This window comes from Sporosarcina sp. FSL K6-1540 (assembly GCF_038620285.1).
Lineage (GTDB): Bacteria > Bacillota > Bacilli > Bacillales_A > Planococcaceae > Sporosarcina > Sporosarcina psychrophila.
This window is the reverse complement of record NZ_CP152018.1, coordinates 1,220,885-1,236,415: the sequence shown is the minus strand read 5'-3', so window position 1 is coordinate 1,236,415 and position 15,531 is coordinate 1,220,885. Positions and strand designations below refer to the sequence as shown.

The window sequence follows — 15,531 nt, the reverse complement described above, 5'->3', positions numbered from 1 at the left end:
GAATGATGTTAGACACTGTGTATGCACGTGGAAGTCTATTGGAATATTTAGCCACTTCATGTGCGATTACTCATGAAATTGCAGTCGACGGGACGAGTCTGTCCTTTTCTAGACAATTTCAGTAATCACACAGCTGTTTAGCATGCATTCCTTGCGAAAATTTTTAAGGGGAAGATCGCTTACACGCGGTCTTTTTTGTTGTCTAGACTCCAGTGCTTTTTGGGTCTACCAAGGCGCTAGCTCTTTTCGTGAGATGCTTCCAGTTGTGAAAACAGGACGAGGGGAAGCGGAAAATGATGATATGTACAGTTCAACAAATAAGCAAAATGCTCGGTGGGAATATGATTTTTGAGAATCTTTCTTTGGACATTAAAACAGGTGATAAATTAGGTGTTGTCGGACGGAACGGTAGTGGGAAAACAACGTTATTTAAGTTGATTTCGGGAGCGGAGCAACCTGACAGTGGGGCAATTCATTTTAAAAAGGGTACAAAGATAGGCTATTTAGCGCAAATCCCTTTATATGAAAAAGAAACGACCGGTTATGATGTGCTCAACAGTGCATTTGTAGAACTAAAAGAAATGCAGGCAAAAATGTCGGAGTTAGAAGCAGAGCTAGCCAATGCCGGAAACGCGGACATGGATAAGTTGCTTCGGGTATACGGAGATTTACAGGAGGAATTCGCCAATCGTGAGGGCTATGCCGTAGATTCGGAAATTGAGAAAGTCATCAATGGATTGCAATTGAAACCGTTTGTTGGACGTTCTTTTGGGCAATTGAGCGGTGGCGAACAGACGAAGATTATGCTTGGGAAGCTATTATTAACGAAACCTGATTTGTTGTTATTGGATGAACCGACGAATCATTTGGACTTATTTGCAGTTGAATGGTTGGAAGCATATTTAACGGATTACTCAGGAACAGTAGTTATTATTTCACATGACCGTTACTTCTTGGATTGTGTCGTGACGAAGGTTGCTGATCTTGAAGAAGGGGAGATTCATCTTTATTACGGGAATTATTCTGCCTTTATTCTAGAAAAAGAAGCGCGTCTCATGAGGGAATTCCAAAATTACGAAGAGCAACAAAAGAAAATTAAAAAAATGAAAGAGGCCATTAAACGGCTCCACCAATGGGCAAATGAAGCCAATCCTCCAAACCCTGGATTGCACCGACAAGCGCGCAATATGGAACGGGCGCTAGAACGGATGGAAAAGGTAAGAAAGCCACTTATCGACCCGAAGAAAATGACTTTGTCGTTTGAAGCTGCGCCACGGAGTGGTAAGGAAGTCGTTGTAATGGAAGGAATCACGAAATCATTTGGTCAACAGGAGCTATTGAAGGGTGCGGACTTCCATGTGTATTGGAAGGATCGAACAGCGATTGTAGGGCGGAATGGATGCGGGAAATCGACCGTACTGAGAATTCTTTTAGGTGAGCTTCCGATTGACACTGGAATGAGTAAAGTGGGAAGTAATGTGAAAATCGGATTCTTGTCGCAGCACTTTGAAATTTCGGATCCGAAGGCGCGTTTGATAGATGTCTTTCGGGGTGAAGTAACTATTGCCGAAGGGGAAGCCCGACATATATTAGCGAAGTTTATGTTTTACGGTCCAGATGTATTCATGCGAGTTGGCGACCTAAGCGGTGGAGAGCGCATGCGGCTTCGATTGGCACAGCTGATGTACCAGGACGTTAATTTCCTTGTGCTTGACGAGCCAACAAACCATTTGGATATTGAGTCACGTGAAGTGCTTGAAGAGGCACTGGAAGACTTTACGGGTACAATCGTTGCCGTTTCACATGATCGTTATTTCTTGAATAAATTATTCTCTCGCACAGCATGGTTGGAAGATGGACTCATGACGACATTTGAAGGACCCTATAATTGGGCACGTGAAAAGTGGCAAGAGATTCAAAGTCGCATGGTAGTCGGAGTGCCTGAACCCATTGCAGTGAAAAAGCCGAAGATAGATAAAAAGGAAAAAGAAGTAACTATAAACGTGGAACAAGAAATAGCGAGACTTGAACAAAAAATCGATTCATTGGAAAAGGAAGCGGAAGACGAATCTGATTGGATGAAATATGAATCAATCATGGCGGAAGTTACCGTGATTAAACAAGAGCTAGAGTCTTATTATGAAATATGGATGAGAGAAGTAGAATAGGTACGGAGTGTATACAGTCTGGGAGGGAGTAATCCTTTCCCAGACTTTTTCGTTCTTAAAAAAAACTTGCATAATTCTTTCAGGCGGAGTAATATAGTGACTAGATGACTGAAATGGTTTTATGGTCAATAAAATAATCCATTCAAAGTGAGGTGGGAAAATGGACCGCAGGCAAGAAATTCTCGAGGGAGCCGCGAAATCATTTTCGCTGTTCGGCTATAAAGCAACAACGATGGACCAAGTTGCGAAAATTGCGAATGTCGGCAAAGGAACAATCTATACGTTCTTCTCCAATAAAGAAGAACTGTTCAATGCCATTGTATTGAAGATGATTAACGAAATGCGTGCGGAAGCAGATGCTGTTTCTGTTGAAGGTGCACCTTTTGAACAAAATGCCCATGCTAGACTGATGCAAATGCTCAAATTCCGTGGAACGCATCAATTGTATGTGAAGTTAATAGATGAAGAAAAAGAACTGCGTACACCTGCCGTAGGTGAAGTGCTACAGGCAATTGAAAAAGAAATCGTTTTTTATGTAAAAGAGAAGATCGAAAAGGGAATTGCCAAAGGTGAAGTAAAGCCTTGCGATACAGAACTTGTCGCATATATGTTATTTAAAGCATACCTCGCACTTGTCTCAGACTGGGATAAAACCCACGATGAAGAGCTATCGGAAGAGCGTATCGCTGCGTTATTAAATGGGACCATTTTTAAAAGTCTCTTAGTTTGAGACTTTATTTTTTATTCTGAAATGACTACTTGAGGAAAGTGGTCAACCAGTACAGGAGGAAGTAAATAGATGAAAAATTCAATGACATGGGCAGAGTGGAAACTGCTCTTACGTTCAAAAAAAATAATCGTTCCACTGATAGCTATATTGTTTATCCCTGTCCTTTATGCAGGCATGTTTTTATGGGCGTTTTGGAATCCATATGCCAATATGAGTGATTTGCCTGTTGCAATCGTCGACCTTGATAATGGGGCGGAAATGGACGGCAAACAACTGGCCCTTGGGAAGGAACTGACCGATAAATTAATTGACAGTAAGCAGTTTGATTTTAAGAAAGTATCAAAATCAGATGCAGAAAATGGGCTCGAAAATGAAGATTATTACGTCGTAATTGAAATACCGGAAAACTTCTCCGAACATGCAACAACACTTTTGGATGATGAACCGGAAAAACTGACAATTGTCTATAAGCCAAATGAAGGGTTCAACTTCCTATCTGCTCAGATCGGAGAAACGGCAATGGATCGGATCCGTGCAGAAGTGAATGAACAAGTCGCTTCAACGTACGCGGAAAAGCTCTTTGATTCCATTACGGAAATGGGCGATGGATTCGGTGAAGCGGCGGACGGCGCCGGTGAATTACATGATGGTGCCGCAAAACTATCATCAGGTGCAGATGAATTGAAAGGGTATCTTGAAACGTTGGCAAGTAGCACGATTACACTTGCGGATGGTTCACAGAAACTTGCACAAGGAGCGAACGATGCAGCTAAAGGTGCCAATGAGTTGAATAAAGGACTCGGTACTTTATCGCAAGGGTCAAAAGATCTTCTTGCAGGTGCACAAAAGGCGTCAGCAGGAGCTGGAGGACTTAAGGATGGCATCGCTGGCTATACAGAAGGTGTCGGCCAATTGACCGCAAGTTACGGTCAAATGGGTCAGAAGGAACAAGAATTTAACGCAGCTGTTGGGACATTGAAAGAGAAATCAGGGCAATTGAATGGTGCGGCAGGTCAGCTTTCTGGTGCGGCCGGAAATTTAACTGCTGGAATTGAGGGGTTGTCTACACAGCTCGCTCCTGTTCTTGCTGAACTTTCAGAGGAACAACAAACTGCAATCAAAGAAACACTCGGCCAATTGAAACAAGGAAGCGCTGAACTTTCTGGCGGAATGAAAGAATTATCTGCTGGTACAGCTTCAATGGCGGCAGGTACCACAGATTTAAATGGCGCTGCAGGTCAACTTTCCGGCGCACATAGTCAAGGACTTGCTGGGTTAGAGAAGTTGAACGGATCTTCCCCACAACTAATTGAAGGGGCGAACGCTCTTGCGTCAGGCAACGATACACTTGCAGCTGGATTGAAACAATTTTCTGAAGGCGTCACGGCTGCACAGAAAGGGTCATCCGATCTTGCAACAGGCCTCACTTCATTAACAGAAGGAACGGGTACACTACAAACAGGAACAGAAACACTTGCATCTAAATCGCAAGAACTTGCTAAAGGATCAGCGACAATTGCTGATGGTATAGTTGAACTTGATGAAGGAACATTGACGCTGCAAGAAAAACTTGCGGAAGCAAATGGAACTGCTAGTGAAGTGAATCCGACAGACAAAACATATGGAATGGTCGGGGCACCTGTAGATGTTGAGAAAGATGGCATTAACCAAGTACCGAACTATGGTACCGGTTTTGCACCATACTTCTTGTCACTTGGATTATTTGTTGGTGCGCTTCTTCTTTCCATCGTCTTCCCGCTAGTCGAACCGGCTATTAAACCGACAGGGGCATTCGGATGGTTCACAAGTAAAGTTTCTGTGCTGGCGATCGTCGGTCTATTGCAGGCACTTATCGCAGCAGGAGTTGTGAAATTTGCACTCGGCATGGAAACAGTGAATACACCGTTATTCGTCTTGACTGCGATCATCACGAGCTACACATTCATTGCGCTTGTACAGATGTGCGTGTCCATTCTTTCAGACGCGGGACGTTTTGTAGCAATCCTTGTCCTGATCTTGCAATTGACGACAAGCGCAGGGACATTCCCGCTCGAATTAATACCGGCACCACTGCAAATTTTCAACACATTATTGCCGATGACGTATTCCGTACAAGCATTCAAAGCCGCCATCTCAACAGGCAATATGTCATTCCTTTGGATGAATAACGGTATTCTCATCGGATTCATGGTCGCGTTCCTTGCGATTACATTCGGATACTTTGCACTTCTTTACAAAAAGAGGTATTCAAAAGAAACAGTAGAAGCGTAAATTAAGTTAAAGTAGCCCCTCTAGGCGGAAGGAATTCCGTGATAGAGGGGCTTTTTGTTAGTTGCTAAAAGTTCGTAACGTTTTGGCTGAACAAGACACCATTCTGCCAAAAGTAAACAACGCATTGCGTCGACTAGACAACGTTTGCCTAAAACTAAACAACATAATTCGGAGTTCGCAACGTAACCGAAGAACTAAGCAACGTATCGCATCAACTAGACGACGCTTTGCAGAAACTAAACAACGTGCAGTAATATACCTTATAGGAATTTCTACGAATGGTTATACAATCCGTTCAAGATCCTACAAAATCGCCACCATCAACATGTATTGTCTGGCCAGTCATATAACTGGAATCACTTGAAGCGAGAAACACATAAGCCGGCGCATTTTCAGCAGGTTGGCCTCGACGTTTAACCGGTGTGTTTGCTCCATGTTCTTTGACTTTCTTTGCGTCAAACGTGGCCGGAATGAGCGGTGTCCAAATTGGACCAGGCGCAACGGCGTTGACACGTATTCCTTTTTCGGCCAAGTTTAGTGCAATAGAACGTGTAAAGGAAGTAATCGCACCTTTTGTTGCGGAATAATCGAGCAATTCTTTTGACCCATTATACGCCGTAATAGATGAGGTATTGATGATGGTATCGCCGTCAGTCATATGATTCAAAGCCGCCTTCGTCATATAAAATAAACCGAAGAAATTCGTGTCGAACGTTTCCCGAAGCTGATCGGCTGAAATCAACGAGATATCTTTTTGTGGAAACTGTTTACCGGCATTGTTGACAAGAATATTCAAACCACCGAATTCATTAACAACCTCATCCACCAATTGCTCGCAATGCTCTTCCTCACTAATATCGATTCGGATTTTCAGTGCTTTTCCACCATAGCCTTCAATGAGCTTCACCGTTTTATCTGCGTCGATATCCTCCTGTTCACTCAAATATGCAATCGCTACATTCGCACCTTCTTTTGCAAAGGCGACGGCTACTGCCCGACCGATACCGCTATCGCCGCCTGTGATTAAAGCGCTTTTTCCTGTCAATTTGCCTGAACCTTTATAATTCTCATCGTCATAAATCGGCGCCGGATTCATTTCCTCCTCTACACCAGGTTGCTGGTCCTGAGTCTGCCCTGAAACCTGATTATCAATTTTTTCGTATTTATCTTTTGGCATAATAATTCCTCCTCTGCTGATTGTCGTATAGAGGGATTATTCCCTGAATCGATTTCTATAAACACATTGTTTAACTATAAAAGAAGTGTTTCACCGGTTTTTTTACCATTGAAAGAGGGAATAGGAAAATAAGAAAGAAGGTGATTTCATTGAGGAATCAAACAGTTTGGGACCGAATTAAACTGCCGGTTGCCTCAATCAGTTGGCTCTTGTCGATACTAGCCATATTGATCATTACATACAATGCGGTACCGCTTTATTCCTATTTGGCATTCGGTTTTCTAGCATTATTATTCTTCAGTGTGTCGGATAGAGCTGCATTTTTCTTTTATATCACATTAATGCTTGTGACAGTATTCTATATTCTCTTCCTAGCATTTAAAGAAGGTTGGCAACCGGGTGAACAGGCGTTGGCAATCGGTCTGCATTTCATTTTCTTAATTCATTTATTTTCGCTTTATAGCTTATCAAAATATGTCTATCAGATTGGTACGGAAAATAGGTTATTGAAAAGCCGCATTGCTCAGTTAGAAGAATATATTTTGGAAGAGGGTGTTATGACGAAGCATGAATTTGAGAAACAAGCGATACTTTTATTATCTAATATGAGCCGTCGTCAGGAAACGGGCTTCTATTTAAAAGCAGATTTAAATGATATGAATCGGACGGTTCAGAAAAAAGTCATGCATACCCTAGCAAGTATGATGTATGCGGCGTTTCGGAAAAACTATGATATTGTCGGTCAATATGACAATACAACGCTTATAGTTCTAGTTCAGAATACTGATGAAGAGGGCCTTGATATTGTAAGGGGACGGCTTGAAAAACTCATGATAGAACGTCTAGAAGAGGGTACCATCGAGAAGATTAGGTGGACCGTAATAAAAATAGACGGAGATAAGACCTTGCGTGAATCGGCGGTGGTCACATGAAAGGTCGACTTTGGGTTTTAATTCTGAGTTTTTCTCTGTTTCTTACTCTGCTTGTAGTCGCGGTGATATTCAATGTTAGATTATTACTGTTTTTTACTACAGCACTTTTTTTAGTATTGCTCCTTTATTATTCTGTTTTAACGATTGCTGGGTTGTACAGCCGGCTTACAAACAAAAAAATCCCAGTATTGGACTATTATCCGGGTGTAGATATTTTAATCCCAGCTCACAATGAAGGAGTTGTTATTAAGGACACAATAGAAGCGATGGTGGCAATCGATTATCCAGGTATTCTGCAAATTTATATATTGAATGATAACTCATCTGATAATACAGCCGAAATCGCGGAGGCGTTTGCAAATGCCTTTAAAAATGTCCACCATATAAAAGTACCTCCAGGTGAGCCACGTGGGAAATCTAGGGTACTTAATTATGGTCTAAGTATTTCGGATAACAAATATTATTGTGTGTATGATGCGGACAATCAACCGGAACGGCACGCGCTTGTAAAGTTGGTCGCAATTGCAGAGACCCAGGAACGGGTAGGCGGAGCTGTTGGATATGTACGAACGATGAATGAATCAGCAACTTGGCTTACAAGAATGATTTCTATTGAGTTTCAAGTATTTCAACTGCTTATGCAATCGGGAAGGTGGCAATTGTTCAAAACGGGATCACTTACTGGCACGAACATGCTTGTAAAGCGATCGGTCATAGAAGAACTTGGAGGATACGATCCATACGCTATTGCGGAAGATGCAGAATTGACACTGCGTATTACACAAAAAGGGTATTATTTGCCGATTGTCCCAGAGTCAATCACATGGGAGCAAGAGCCTGAAACGCTTGGCGTCTACTTGAAACAACGGACAAGATGGCTGCAAGGGAACTTGTATATTGTAGAAAAAACACTAACAGAACCAGGTTATTTCAAAGGCAAGCTGCTCGTCCATTCCATTCATCAGCTGCTTGTTTACGTCATTTTTTGGTTTTTTCTTGTGTTTTCCTATATATGGTTTGTGCTGGGAATCCTTGATGTCTTTTTTATCGAATACACCTATCCGCTCTTATTCATCTGGTATCTTGCCTATATTGTGTATACAGCGCAGTTATTTGCAGCACAGGCGAGTCAAAGAACCTTTTCACCAGTTAATATTTTTGTCAGTGTCATTATGTACTTTACGTACGCACAGCTATTTTCTTATTTGTTCGTGCGCAGTTTAATCTTTTATATAAAGGCTAAGAAAAACCGCCAAACAATTGGCTGGGACAAAACAGAGAGATTTAAGTCAAAATAAAACGAGTTACTTGGGCAGTCGATGTCCAAGTAACTCGTTTTATATTATAAAAGTCCAATCCATTTCCAATACGTAGCACTAAACAGCAGGATGAGTAAATACCCGATAACCGTTAGCGCTATACCTGATTTCAAGAAATCCTTTACCGTGAATGAACCGGTACCGTAAGCGAGCATGTTTTGCGGTGCGCTGACTGGAAGAAGGAACCCAAAACTGATAACGAATTGTTGGATCAAGACAAATCCGACACTGTTCGCATCCAAGGAAATCGTCGTGGTAAGCGCGATGAAAATCGGGATAAGTGCCGATGATAAGCTCGTCGCACTGGCGAATCCGAGGTGAATGAGAATGTTGAATAACGACAGCAAGGCAATCGTTGCAAGAAGCGGCATATTTTCAAGACCCATTGCACCGAACACTCTATTGGACAGCCACTGAGCGCCTCCTGTATCTAAGAGGACGGTACCAAGTGCAATCCCCACAGCGAAGACGATGATCGTGCCCCATGGAATAAGTTTTTCAACCGTTTTCCAGTCAAATACGCCGATTCTTGGGGCGAGCAGAATCGCAATCGCGACAAGAGTCACTGTCGTCGTATCAAACGGGTGGAGTACTTCTTCTGTTGACCAGAAGAACAGCAGTGCTAGTGCGACAACAATTAATCTTTTTTCTGACGATTTCATCGGACCAAGTTCTTTTAGCTGACCTTGGATCAATTCTTTCCCGCCTTCGACAACCTGTGTTTCCGGCTTAATCAGCTTAATCATTATGAAATACAAAGCAATAGACATAAGGATTGCCCACGGAGCTGCATACAAGAACCAAGCTCCCCAAGAGACGGATACACCCATTTCCTTTTCAATGAAACCGAGCGCAACCATATTTTGTGCGGCTCCGGTTTTGATTCCTATATTCCAGATTGAGACGGATTGAACAGCAGTGATGACCAGAAGTGCACCAAGCCGACTATTATGAGGTAGTCCGAACGCTGCAACCATTCCGAGTAGAATCGGAACAACTGCGCCCGCACGTGCTGTTGCACTTGGTACGAAGAACGCAAGTACAATGGATACAATTATGGCGCCGAAAACGATAGCCCCTGTTTTAACCCCGACTTTTGATAGGATATAGAGCGCCAACCGTTTGTGAAGATTTGTCGCTTGCATTGCTGCGGCTAAAAATAGAGCGGCAGCAACAAGAGCAACTGCCGAATTGGAGAATCCGCCAAGGGCCATTTGAAGAGCGGATTTTGTGCCTAGCATGACATCGGGATTTGCCATATCCGGCGCAAGGCCGAGCGTAACCGCAAGTAGACTGATAATCATTGCTGAACTTACCGGATATGCCACTGCTTCCGTCATCCAAAGAATGACGGCAAATGCCAAAATAGCGAGTGCACGTTGCCCCATTACAGGCAAGTCGCCAGAATTAGGAAGAAGCATGATGACAATCATGACGGTGAATGCAAGGGCAATCCAATACGGTTTTAAATTTCGTTTTGGCTTAGTAATATTTTCTGTGCTTTCCAAATGTATTCGACCCTTTCTTATTTAAATATAGCTACACTTTTAGGTTACCCAACAAACGCAGGCATTGAAACTAATAGACTTAATAATCTAAAGCAATTCGATGGAACTTGTGAACTTAAGCTGTAAAACGTAAATATATGAGTTTTTGTAAGGGTTTTTTCATTTTCGACTTGCATTATTGAATCTCTCTGTGTAATATTTAAAACGTAATCATTACGATTTATGAAAAGAGGACAGTCCATTATGAATGAAATAAAAAAAGTTCCAGTCACGGTGTTGAGTGGTTATTTAGGAGCGGGTAAAACAACCGTTTTAAATCATCTTCTTGCAAATCGCGAAGGACTACGAATTGCAGTTATCGTCAATGACATGAGTGAAATCAATATTGATTCGGCTTTAATACAAAACAACGGTTTTTCACGTACGGAAGAAAAACTTATTGAACTGTCGAATGGCTGTATATGCTGCACATTACGTGAAGATTTAATGATAGAAGTGGAAAAACTTGTGGCTGAAGGTAATATTGACTATATCATCATTGAATCGACGGGTATTTCCGAACCAATTCCCGTGGCACAAACGTTTACGTACATTGATGAGGAAGTTGGAATCGATTTATCCAAAGTATGTCTACTCGACAGTATGGTGACAGTTGTGGATGCGTTCCGTTTTTGGAAGGACTATGAAAGCGGGGAAACGTTGCTCGATCGCAAGCAAACCGATGATGAAAACGATCATCGAGATATAGCAGATCTATTGGTAGATCAACTTGAATTCGCTAATATATTATTGGTAAATAAATTGGATCTTATTAATGAAGATTATAAAGAGCCATTTTTTGCTTTTCTTAAGAAGGTGAACCCAGACGCAGAGATCATACCGATTGAATTCGGTCGTGTGGATCCTGTGAAGATTTTGAACCGTCAGTTGTTTGATTTCGACAAGTCGAGTCAAGGGGCGGGGTGGATAAAGGAATTAAACGAGGAACATGTACCGGAAACCGATGAATACGGCATTACATCTTTTGTGTACAGGAGAAGACGTCCATTCCATCCGGAGAGATGGCATGAATGGCTGACAGGGTTCCCACAAGAAATTGTTCGTTCGAAAGGTTTTTTCTGGTTAGCAACGCGCCCGGATATGGCAGGATTGCTATCGCAGGCTGGTTCTTCAATTATATTCCAAGGGGCAGGTCAGTGGATTGCAGCACTTCCGAAGGCACAACAAAAGTTAGTTTTCGCCAACGACCCGGAATTGTTGGAACGTTGGGATGACAAGCATGGTGATCGTCAGACGGAACTGGTTTTCATCGGACTTGATATGGACAGAGAAGAGATTGAAGAGGATCTAGATGATTGCTTGTTGACAGAAGAGGAAATGGCAATGAATTGGTCAGGATTTGCAGATCCGCTACCGAAGTTCGTGGCGGCTGAATAAGGGGAATAATCCGTTCATGGGGTTATATGATCGGTCGAGCGAAGGTTATGATTGGTCCGTGAGGTTATATGATCGGTCGAGCGAAGGTTATGATCGGTTCGTGAGATTATATGATTGGTCGAGCGAAGGTTATGATCGGTTCGTGGGGTTATATGATCGGTCCGCAAGTTTTTAACGCTAACCAACTAGCTTTTACTACAAAACAAGAAAGAGCTATCCTGTAAGTCGGAAAATATCGACTTACGGGATAGCTCTTTTCAATTAGCTTAGAAGAAAAATAATCCGATACTAATAATGATACCGCTCAATATCAGGACAAATAAACAATAGCCCATAATATCCTTTGCACGAAGTCCAGCGATTGCGAGAGCAGGTAATGCCCAGAACGGCTGGATCATATTTGTCCATGCGTCGCCCCATGCGATAGCCATTGCTGTTTTCGAATAGCTGACGCCGAGAGTTTGTGCTGCATCCAACATGATTGGCGCTTGTACAGCCCACTGTCCTCCGCCCGATGGAACGAAGAAGTTTACAAGTCCCGCCGCGTAAAATGTGAAGAGTGGGAATGTGTGCTCATTTGAAATGCTGACGAACCATTCGGACATAACGCCTGCAAGACCAGAGGCAACCATCATTCCCATGATCCCCGCATAGAATGGGAATTGAATAATGATACCACCCGCAGTCTTGACTGCATTCGCCACTGCTGCAAGGAATCGTCTCGGAGTACCGTGAAAAATGATTCCAAGAGTGAAGAATATCAGGTTGACAATATTCAAATTTAAATCAAAGCCTTTTAAGGCGAAATGCTGGATCAGATAGACGAGGCCGAGCGCACCAATAAGCATAGAAAGTGTAATACTGTTTTCGAGCTTGCTTGCAGGTGTACGATCTGTATCTTCTTTAATTTCAATAGGCTCTTCCAGTAGCTTCGGGTCGACGACAACCGTATCTTCTGGTTTCGGCATCATAAAGCGGTTCAAAATAGGAACTGAGATAATAAGTGCAACAACAATAATTATGTTATAACTTGAAAAGATTGTTTCTGACGTCGGCACAACACCCATAATTCCTGCAAATGGGTGATCTGCTGTTGCAATTGAAAGTGGAATAGATCCACCAAGTCCACCGTGCCAAATGATAAAACCTGAGTAAGCGCTTGCAATTAAGAGCCGGTAGTCGACCGTTGTGACTTTGCGTGCAATCTCTTTTGCAAAAAGTGCACCGATAACGAGACCGAAGCCCCAGTTAATCCAACAAGCAATCAGTGATACAACTGAAACTAGAAGTATTGCAGAACCTGGAGTTTTCGCGAAACCTGCCAGTGTACTCAATAGTTTCTTGAATACTGGACTGCTTGCTAACACATGTCCAGCAACAAGAACAATAACCATTTGCATCGTAAATGCGAGAAGCCCCCAGAAACCATCTCCCCAATGCGTAACCATATCGAGCGGCCCGGAATCAGTTAATCCGAGACCTAGCAAGAACACGACCAACGTCAGAATTGCGACGAAGATATATGGATCCGGTAAATACCGCTCCATTAGTGTGTTCGACCACCTTGTTAATACTTTCACAAAACATCCCCCTTTTCTCTTGTCCGTCATAAGCTTATACTACGCCAGCTATTCAATCGATATGTTTTTAGCATAATGTAACGAAAAACGACAACTAATAAAAATTTTCAGTTTAGTGAAACGAAATCGCCCCTATCAGAGTCTAATGGTATAACAAACCAAAAGGAAAGGGTTGGTCAAATTGAGAAAAAAGGTTAGTTGGCTTTTTATTACGGCATTCATTACAGTAGTTGCAATATCTTTCGCGTTTTTCATCGACAAAGTGACTGTTACGGCATCCAATATTGCGCTTTCCAATCAAGGATGGCACGCAAGCTTCTCCACGCCGTTGAAAAAGGAGGCAATAGGATCAGATGATTTGTATATAACTGATCGAAATGGAAAGCATGTAACTGCCGAAGTTACGCTTGAAAACGCTGGTAAGACCCTATATGTAAAGGGCCTTGCACCAGGGGCATATACACTTCACGTCCAGAAAAATGCGTTTAACGGCAAGGTCTTAAAATCGTTGCCAATCGATGAAATCAAATTTACTATCCACGAAACGATAGAATCCATCGCATCAGTAAAAGAGTTGGAAGCCTATTTTGAACGGGCGAAGTCCATACAACAATCAAATCCTACCGTAACAGAAGAAAGAGAAGATTCAGCAACGTCAAATACTGCAACATTAGAATCTGCTAAAAGTAGTAGTTCAGATCATTCGACAACGAACAATCAAGTAGAAGGAGTCGATGAAGCTGATAGCGTAAAGACAGACGGTAACTATATATATACTGTAATGGGCAACAACAAAGTCACCATTACTGATATCCGTGACCCGAAGAAAATTCGAAAAGCTTCGGAGATTAAAATGGAAGAAGAATTTTATCCGTCCCAGTTATTTCTCCACGGCGATACGCTCATTGTCCTTGGTGAGAAATATGAACCTTACAACAACGATGAGGACACGAACGAGGCAAGGATCAGCAGGCCAATGAATGGAATGACTACGGTTCGAATGTATAATGTGTTGAATCCAAAAACGCCTAAACTTATTCGAGAAATCGGAGCGGAAGGCTATCTAAACGGCGCACGGAAAACAGGAGATATGCTGTATTTTGTAACGAATGTACAGCCGAACTTCTGGATCATGAATGAAATCGACGGAGACACGCTTCGTCCCCGCGTATATGATTCCATAGTAGGCGATGATCCCGAACTGATTGACTACAAGGACATCGCGATTCTACCGGGTGCGATGGAACCGACGTATTCCGTCATTACAGCCATCGACCTTTCATCGCTAGTAGAAGGTAAAGTTGTGACAAAAGGCTATCTCGGTGGAAGTGAGCAGCTTTACATGTCCGAAGACAATTTATATCTCACAGCGACAATTTACGAAACGAACACCTCCACATCGAATAAAATGATCTGGAACCCTGGCACTGCAAACAGTGAGTTATTCAAGTTTACATTGAACAAGACAACTGTCACATTCCAAAATTCAGCCACACTGAAAGGGCATTTACTTAACCAGTTTTCAATGGATGAACATAATGGTTATTTCCGTGCCGTCACGACGGAAGGGAATATGTGGGATGATAAAAAACCATCTAAAAACCATCTCTTCATTTTGGATGAAAACCTTAATGCCACAGGATCCGTCGAGGGTCTTGCGAAAGGCGAACGCATCTACTCTGCACGATTCATGGGGGATAAGGCTTATATGGTAACATTCCGGGAAACGGATCCACTGTTTGTCATTGATGTGGCCGATCCGACTGCCCCAAAAGTGCTTGGCGAGCTGAAGATTCCTGGCTTTAGCAATTACTTGCATCCGCTTGACGAAAACCATCTCATTGGCTTTGGTTATGAAACGGTTGCTGAGAAAAATCCACAAGGGGGAGAGCCACTTATTTTGACGATGGGTATGAAAGTTTCCCTATTTGATGTGACTGATTTCAATAACCCAAAAGAGAAGGACACTGAAATCATTGGTGGTCGTGGAACATACTCGCAAATTCAATATGATCACAAGGCATTGTTCCAACATGAAGGACGAAATTTATACGGTTTCCCGGTATCGATTTACGATGAAATCGGGAAAGACCATAACATTGACTTTCAAAGTTCCGGCGCACTTGTTTACGAAATTACTCCGGAACATGGTATCGTCCTAAAAGGGGATTTACTGAAAGTGAAAAGCCGCGGAGAGCAATATGGGGATTGGGAGAAAGAAATCCAACGTATGCTGTACAGCAAAGACATCTTGTATACAGTTTCAATGAAGGAAATCAATAATTACTCGCTTGATACGTACGCACCAATCAGTAGCTTGCAAATTGACTGAATAGGATTCAAAGTTGAAAGATCCGGACTTCACGCCGGATCTTTTTCTTATGAAGAAAGTTAGGAAATCGCTTTGTT

11 protein-coding genes are annotated in these 15,531 nt (G+C 42.5%); 8 read left to right on the top strand and 3 right to left on the bottom strand.

Going from position 1 to position 15,531, the window contains the following annotated elements:
• Positions 1-2: 2 nt before the first annotated feature.
• The 4 genes from MKY15_RS05445 (at position 3) to MKY15_RS05430 (ending at position 5,169) form a co-directional block, all read left to right on the top strand.
• Positions 3-125: an RAxF-45 family protein gene (locus MKY15_RS05445; protein WP_257722493.1), complete on the top strand. Its 123-nt coding sequence runs from the start codon at positions 3-5 to the stop codon at positions 123-125.
• A 168-nt stretch (positions 126-293) separates the two neighbouring features.
• Positions 294-2,168 carry an ABC-F type ribosomal protection protein gene (gene abc-f / locus MKY15_RS05440; protein ID WP_342539212.1) on the top strand — a complete coding sequence of 625 codons (1,875 nt, stop codon included), beginning with the start codon at positions 294-296 and terminating at the stop codon, positions 2,166-2,168.
• A gap of 160 nt (positions 2,169-2,328) precedes the next feature.
• Positions 2,329-2,898, top strand: coding sequence for a TetR/AcrR family transcriptional regulator (locus MKY15_RS05435; protein ID WP_067213367.1), 570 nt, complete (start codon positions 2,329-2,331; stop codon positions 2,896-2,898).
• Positions 2,899-2,967: 69 nt separating this feature from the next.
• Positions 2,968-5,169 carry a YhgE/Pip domain-containing protein gene (locus MKY15_RS05430; protein ID WP_231885731.1) on the top strand — a complete coding sequence of 734 codons (2,202 nt, stop codon included), beginning with the start codon at positions 2,968-2,970 and terminating at the stop codon, positions 5,167-5,169.
• Between the two features lie 295 nt (positions 5,170-5,464).
• On the opposite strand, the gene MKY15_RS05425 is transcribed toward MKY15_RS05430, so the two are convergent.
• Positions 5,465-6,346 carry an SDR family oxidoreductase gene (locus tag MKY15_RS05425; RefSeq protein WP_067213364.1) on the bottom strand — a complete coding sequence of 294 codons (882 nt, stop codon included), beginning with the start codon at positions 6,344-6,346 and terminating at the stop codon, positions 5,465-5,467.
• Between the two features lie 149 nt (positions 6,347-6,495).
• On the opposite strand from MKY15_RS05425, the gene MKY15_RS05420 reads away from it, so the two are divergent.
• Both MKY15_RS05420 and MKY15_RS05415 read left to right on the top strand, forming a co-directional pair.
• On the top strand, positions 6,496-7,278 hold the full coding sequence (locus MKY15_RS05420; protein WP_342539211.1) for a hypothetical protein: 783 nt from the start codon (positions 6,496-6,498) through the stop codon (positions 7,276-7,278).
• Complete coding sequence (locus tag MKY15_RS05415) at positions 7,275-8,576, top strand: glycosyltransferase (protein WP_342539210.1); 1,302 nt, start codon at positions 7,275-7,277, stop codon at positions 8,574-8,576. Before MKY15_RS05420 ends, MKY15_RS05415 begins: the two co-directional genes overlap by 4 nt.
• A 44-nt stretch (positions 8,577-8,620) precedes the next feature.
• On the opposite strand, the gene MKY15_RS05410 is transcribed toward MKY15_RS05415, so the two are convergent.
• Complete coding sequence (locus tag MKY15_RS05410) at positions 8,621-10,030, bottom strand: DASS family sodium-coupled anion symporter (protein ID WP_342539712.1); 1,410 nt, start codon at positions 10,028-10,030, stop codon at positions 8,621-8,623.
• Positions 10,031-10,348: 318 nt separating this feature from the next.
• Here MKY15_RS05410 and MKY15_RS05405 point away from each other — a divergent pair, with 318 nt between their 5' ends.
• Complete coding sequence (locus MKY15_RS05405) at positions 10,349-11,542, top strand: GTP-binding protein (protein ID WP_342539209.1); 1,194 nt, start codon at positions 10,349-10,351, stop codon at positions 11,540-11,542.
• Between the two features lie 266 nt (positions 11,543-11,808).
• On the opposite strand, the gene MKY15_RS05400 is transcribed toward MKY15_RS05405, so the two are convergent.
• On the bottom strand, positions 11,809-13,122 hold the full coding sequence (locus tag MKY15_RS05400; RefSeq protein WP_342539208.1) for a short-chain fatty acid transporter: 1,314 nt from the start codon (positions 13,120-13,122) through the stop codon (positions 11,809-11,811).
• 181 nt (positions 13,123-13,303) lie between these two features.
• On the opposite strand from MKY15_RS05400, the gene MKY15_RS05395 reads away from it, so the two are divergent.
• A complete protein-coding gene (locus MKY15_RS05395) occupies positions 13,304-15,454 on the top strand; it encodes a beta-propeller domain-containing protein (protein WP_342539207.1) in 2,151 nt (716 codons plus the stop codon).
• Positions 15,455-15,531: the final 77 nt, after the last annotated feature.

Bases quoted from the DNA above. Each gene is read 5' to 3' on its own strand.
- MKY15_RS05425 (WP_067213364.1), bottom strand. From the start codon at position 6,346: ATGCCAAAAGATAAATACGAAAAAATTGATAATCAGGTTTCAGGGCAG.
- MKY15_RS05430 (WP_231885731.1), top strand. From the start codon at position 2,968: ATGAAAAATTCAATGACATGGGCAGAGTGGAAACTGCTCTTACGTTCA.
- MKY15_RS05445 (WP_257722493.1), top strand. From the start codon at position 3: ATGATGTTAGACACTGTGTATGCACGTGGAAGTCTATTGGAATATTTA.
- MKY15_RS05405 (WP_342539209.1), top strand. From the start codon at position 10,349: ATGAATGAAATAAAAAAAGTTCCAGTCACGGTGTTGAGTGGTTATTTA.
- abc-f (WP_342539212.1), top strand. From the start codon at position 294: ATGATGATATGTACAGTTCAACAAATAAGCAAAATGCTCGGTGGGAAT.
- MKY15_RS05410 (WP_342539712.1), bottom strand. From the start codon at position 10,030: ATGATTGTCATCATGCTTCTTCCTAATTCTGGCGACTTGCCTGTAATG.
- MKY15_RS05415 (WP_342539210.1), top strand. From the start codon at position 7,275: ATGAAAGGTCGACTTTGGGTTTTAATTCTGAGTTTTTCTCTGTTTCTT.
- MKY15_RS05435 (WP_067213367.1), top strand. From the start codon at position 2,329: ATGGACCGCAGGCAAGAAATTCTCGAGGGAGCCGCGAAATCATTTTCG.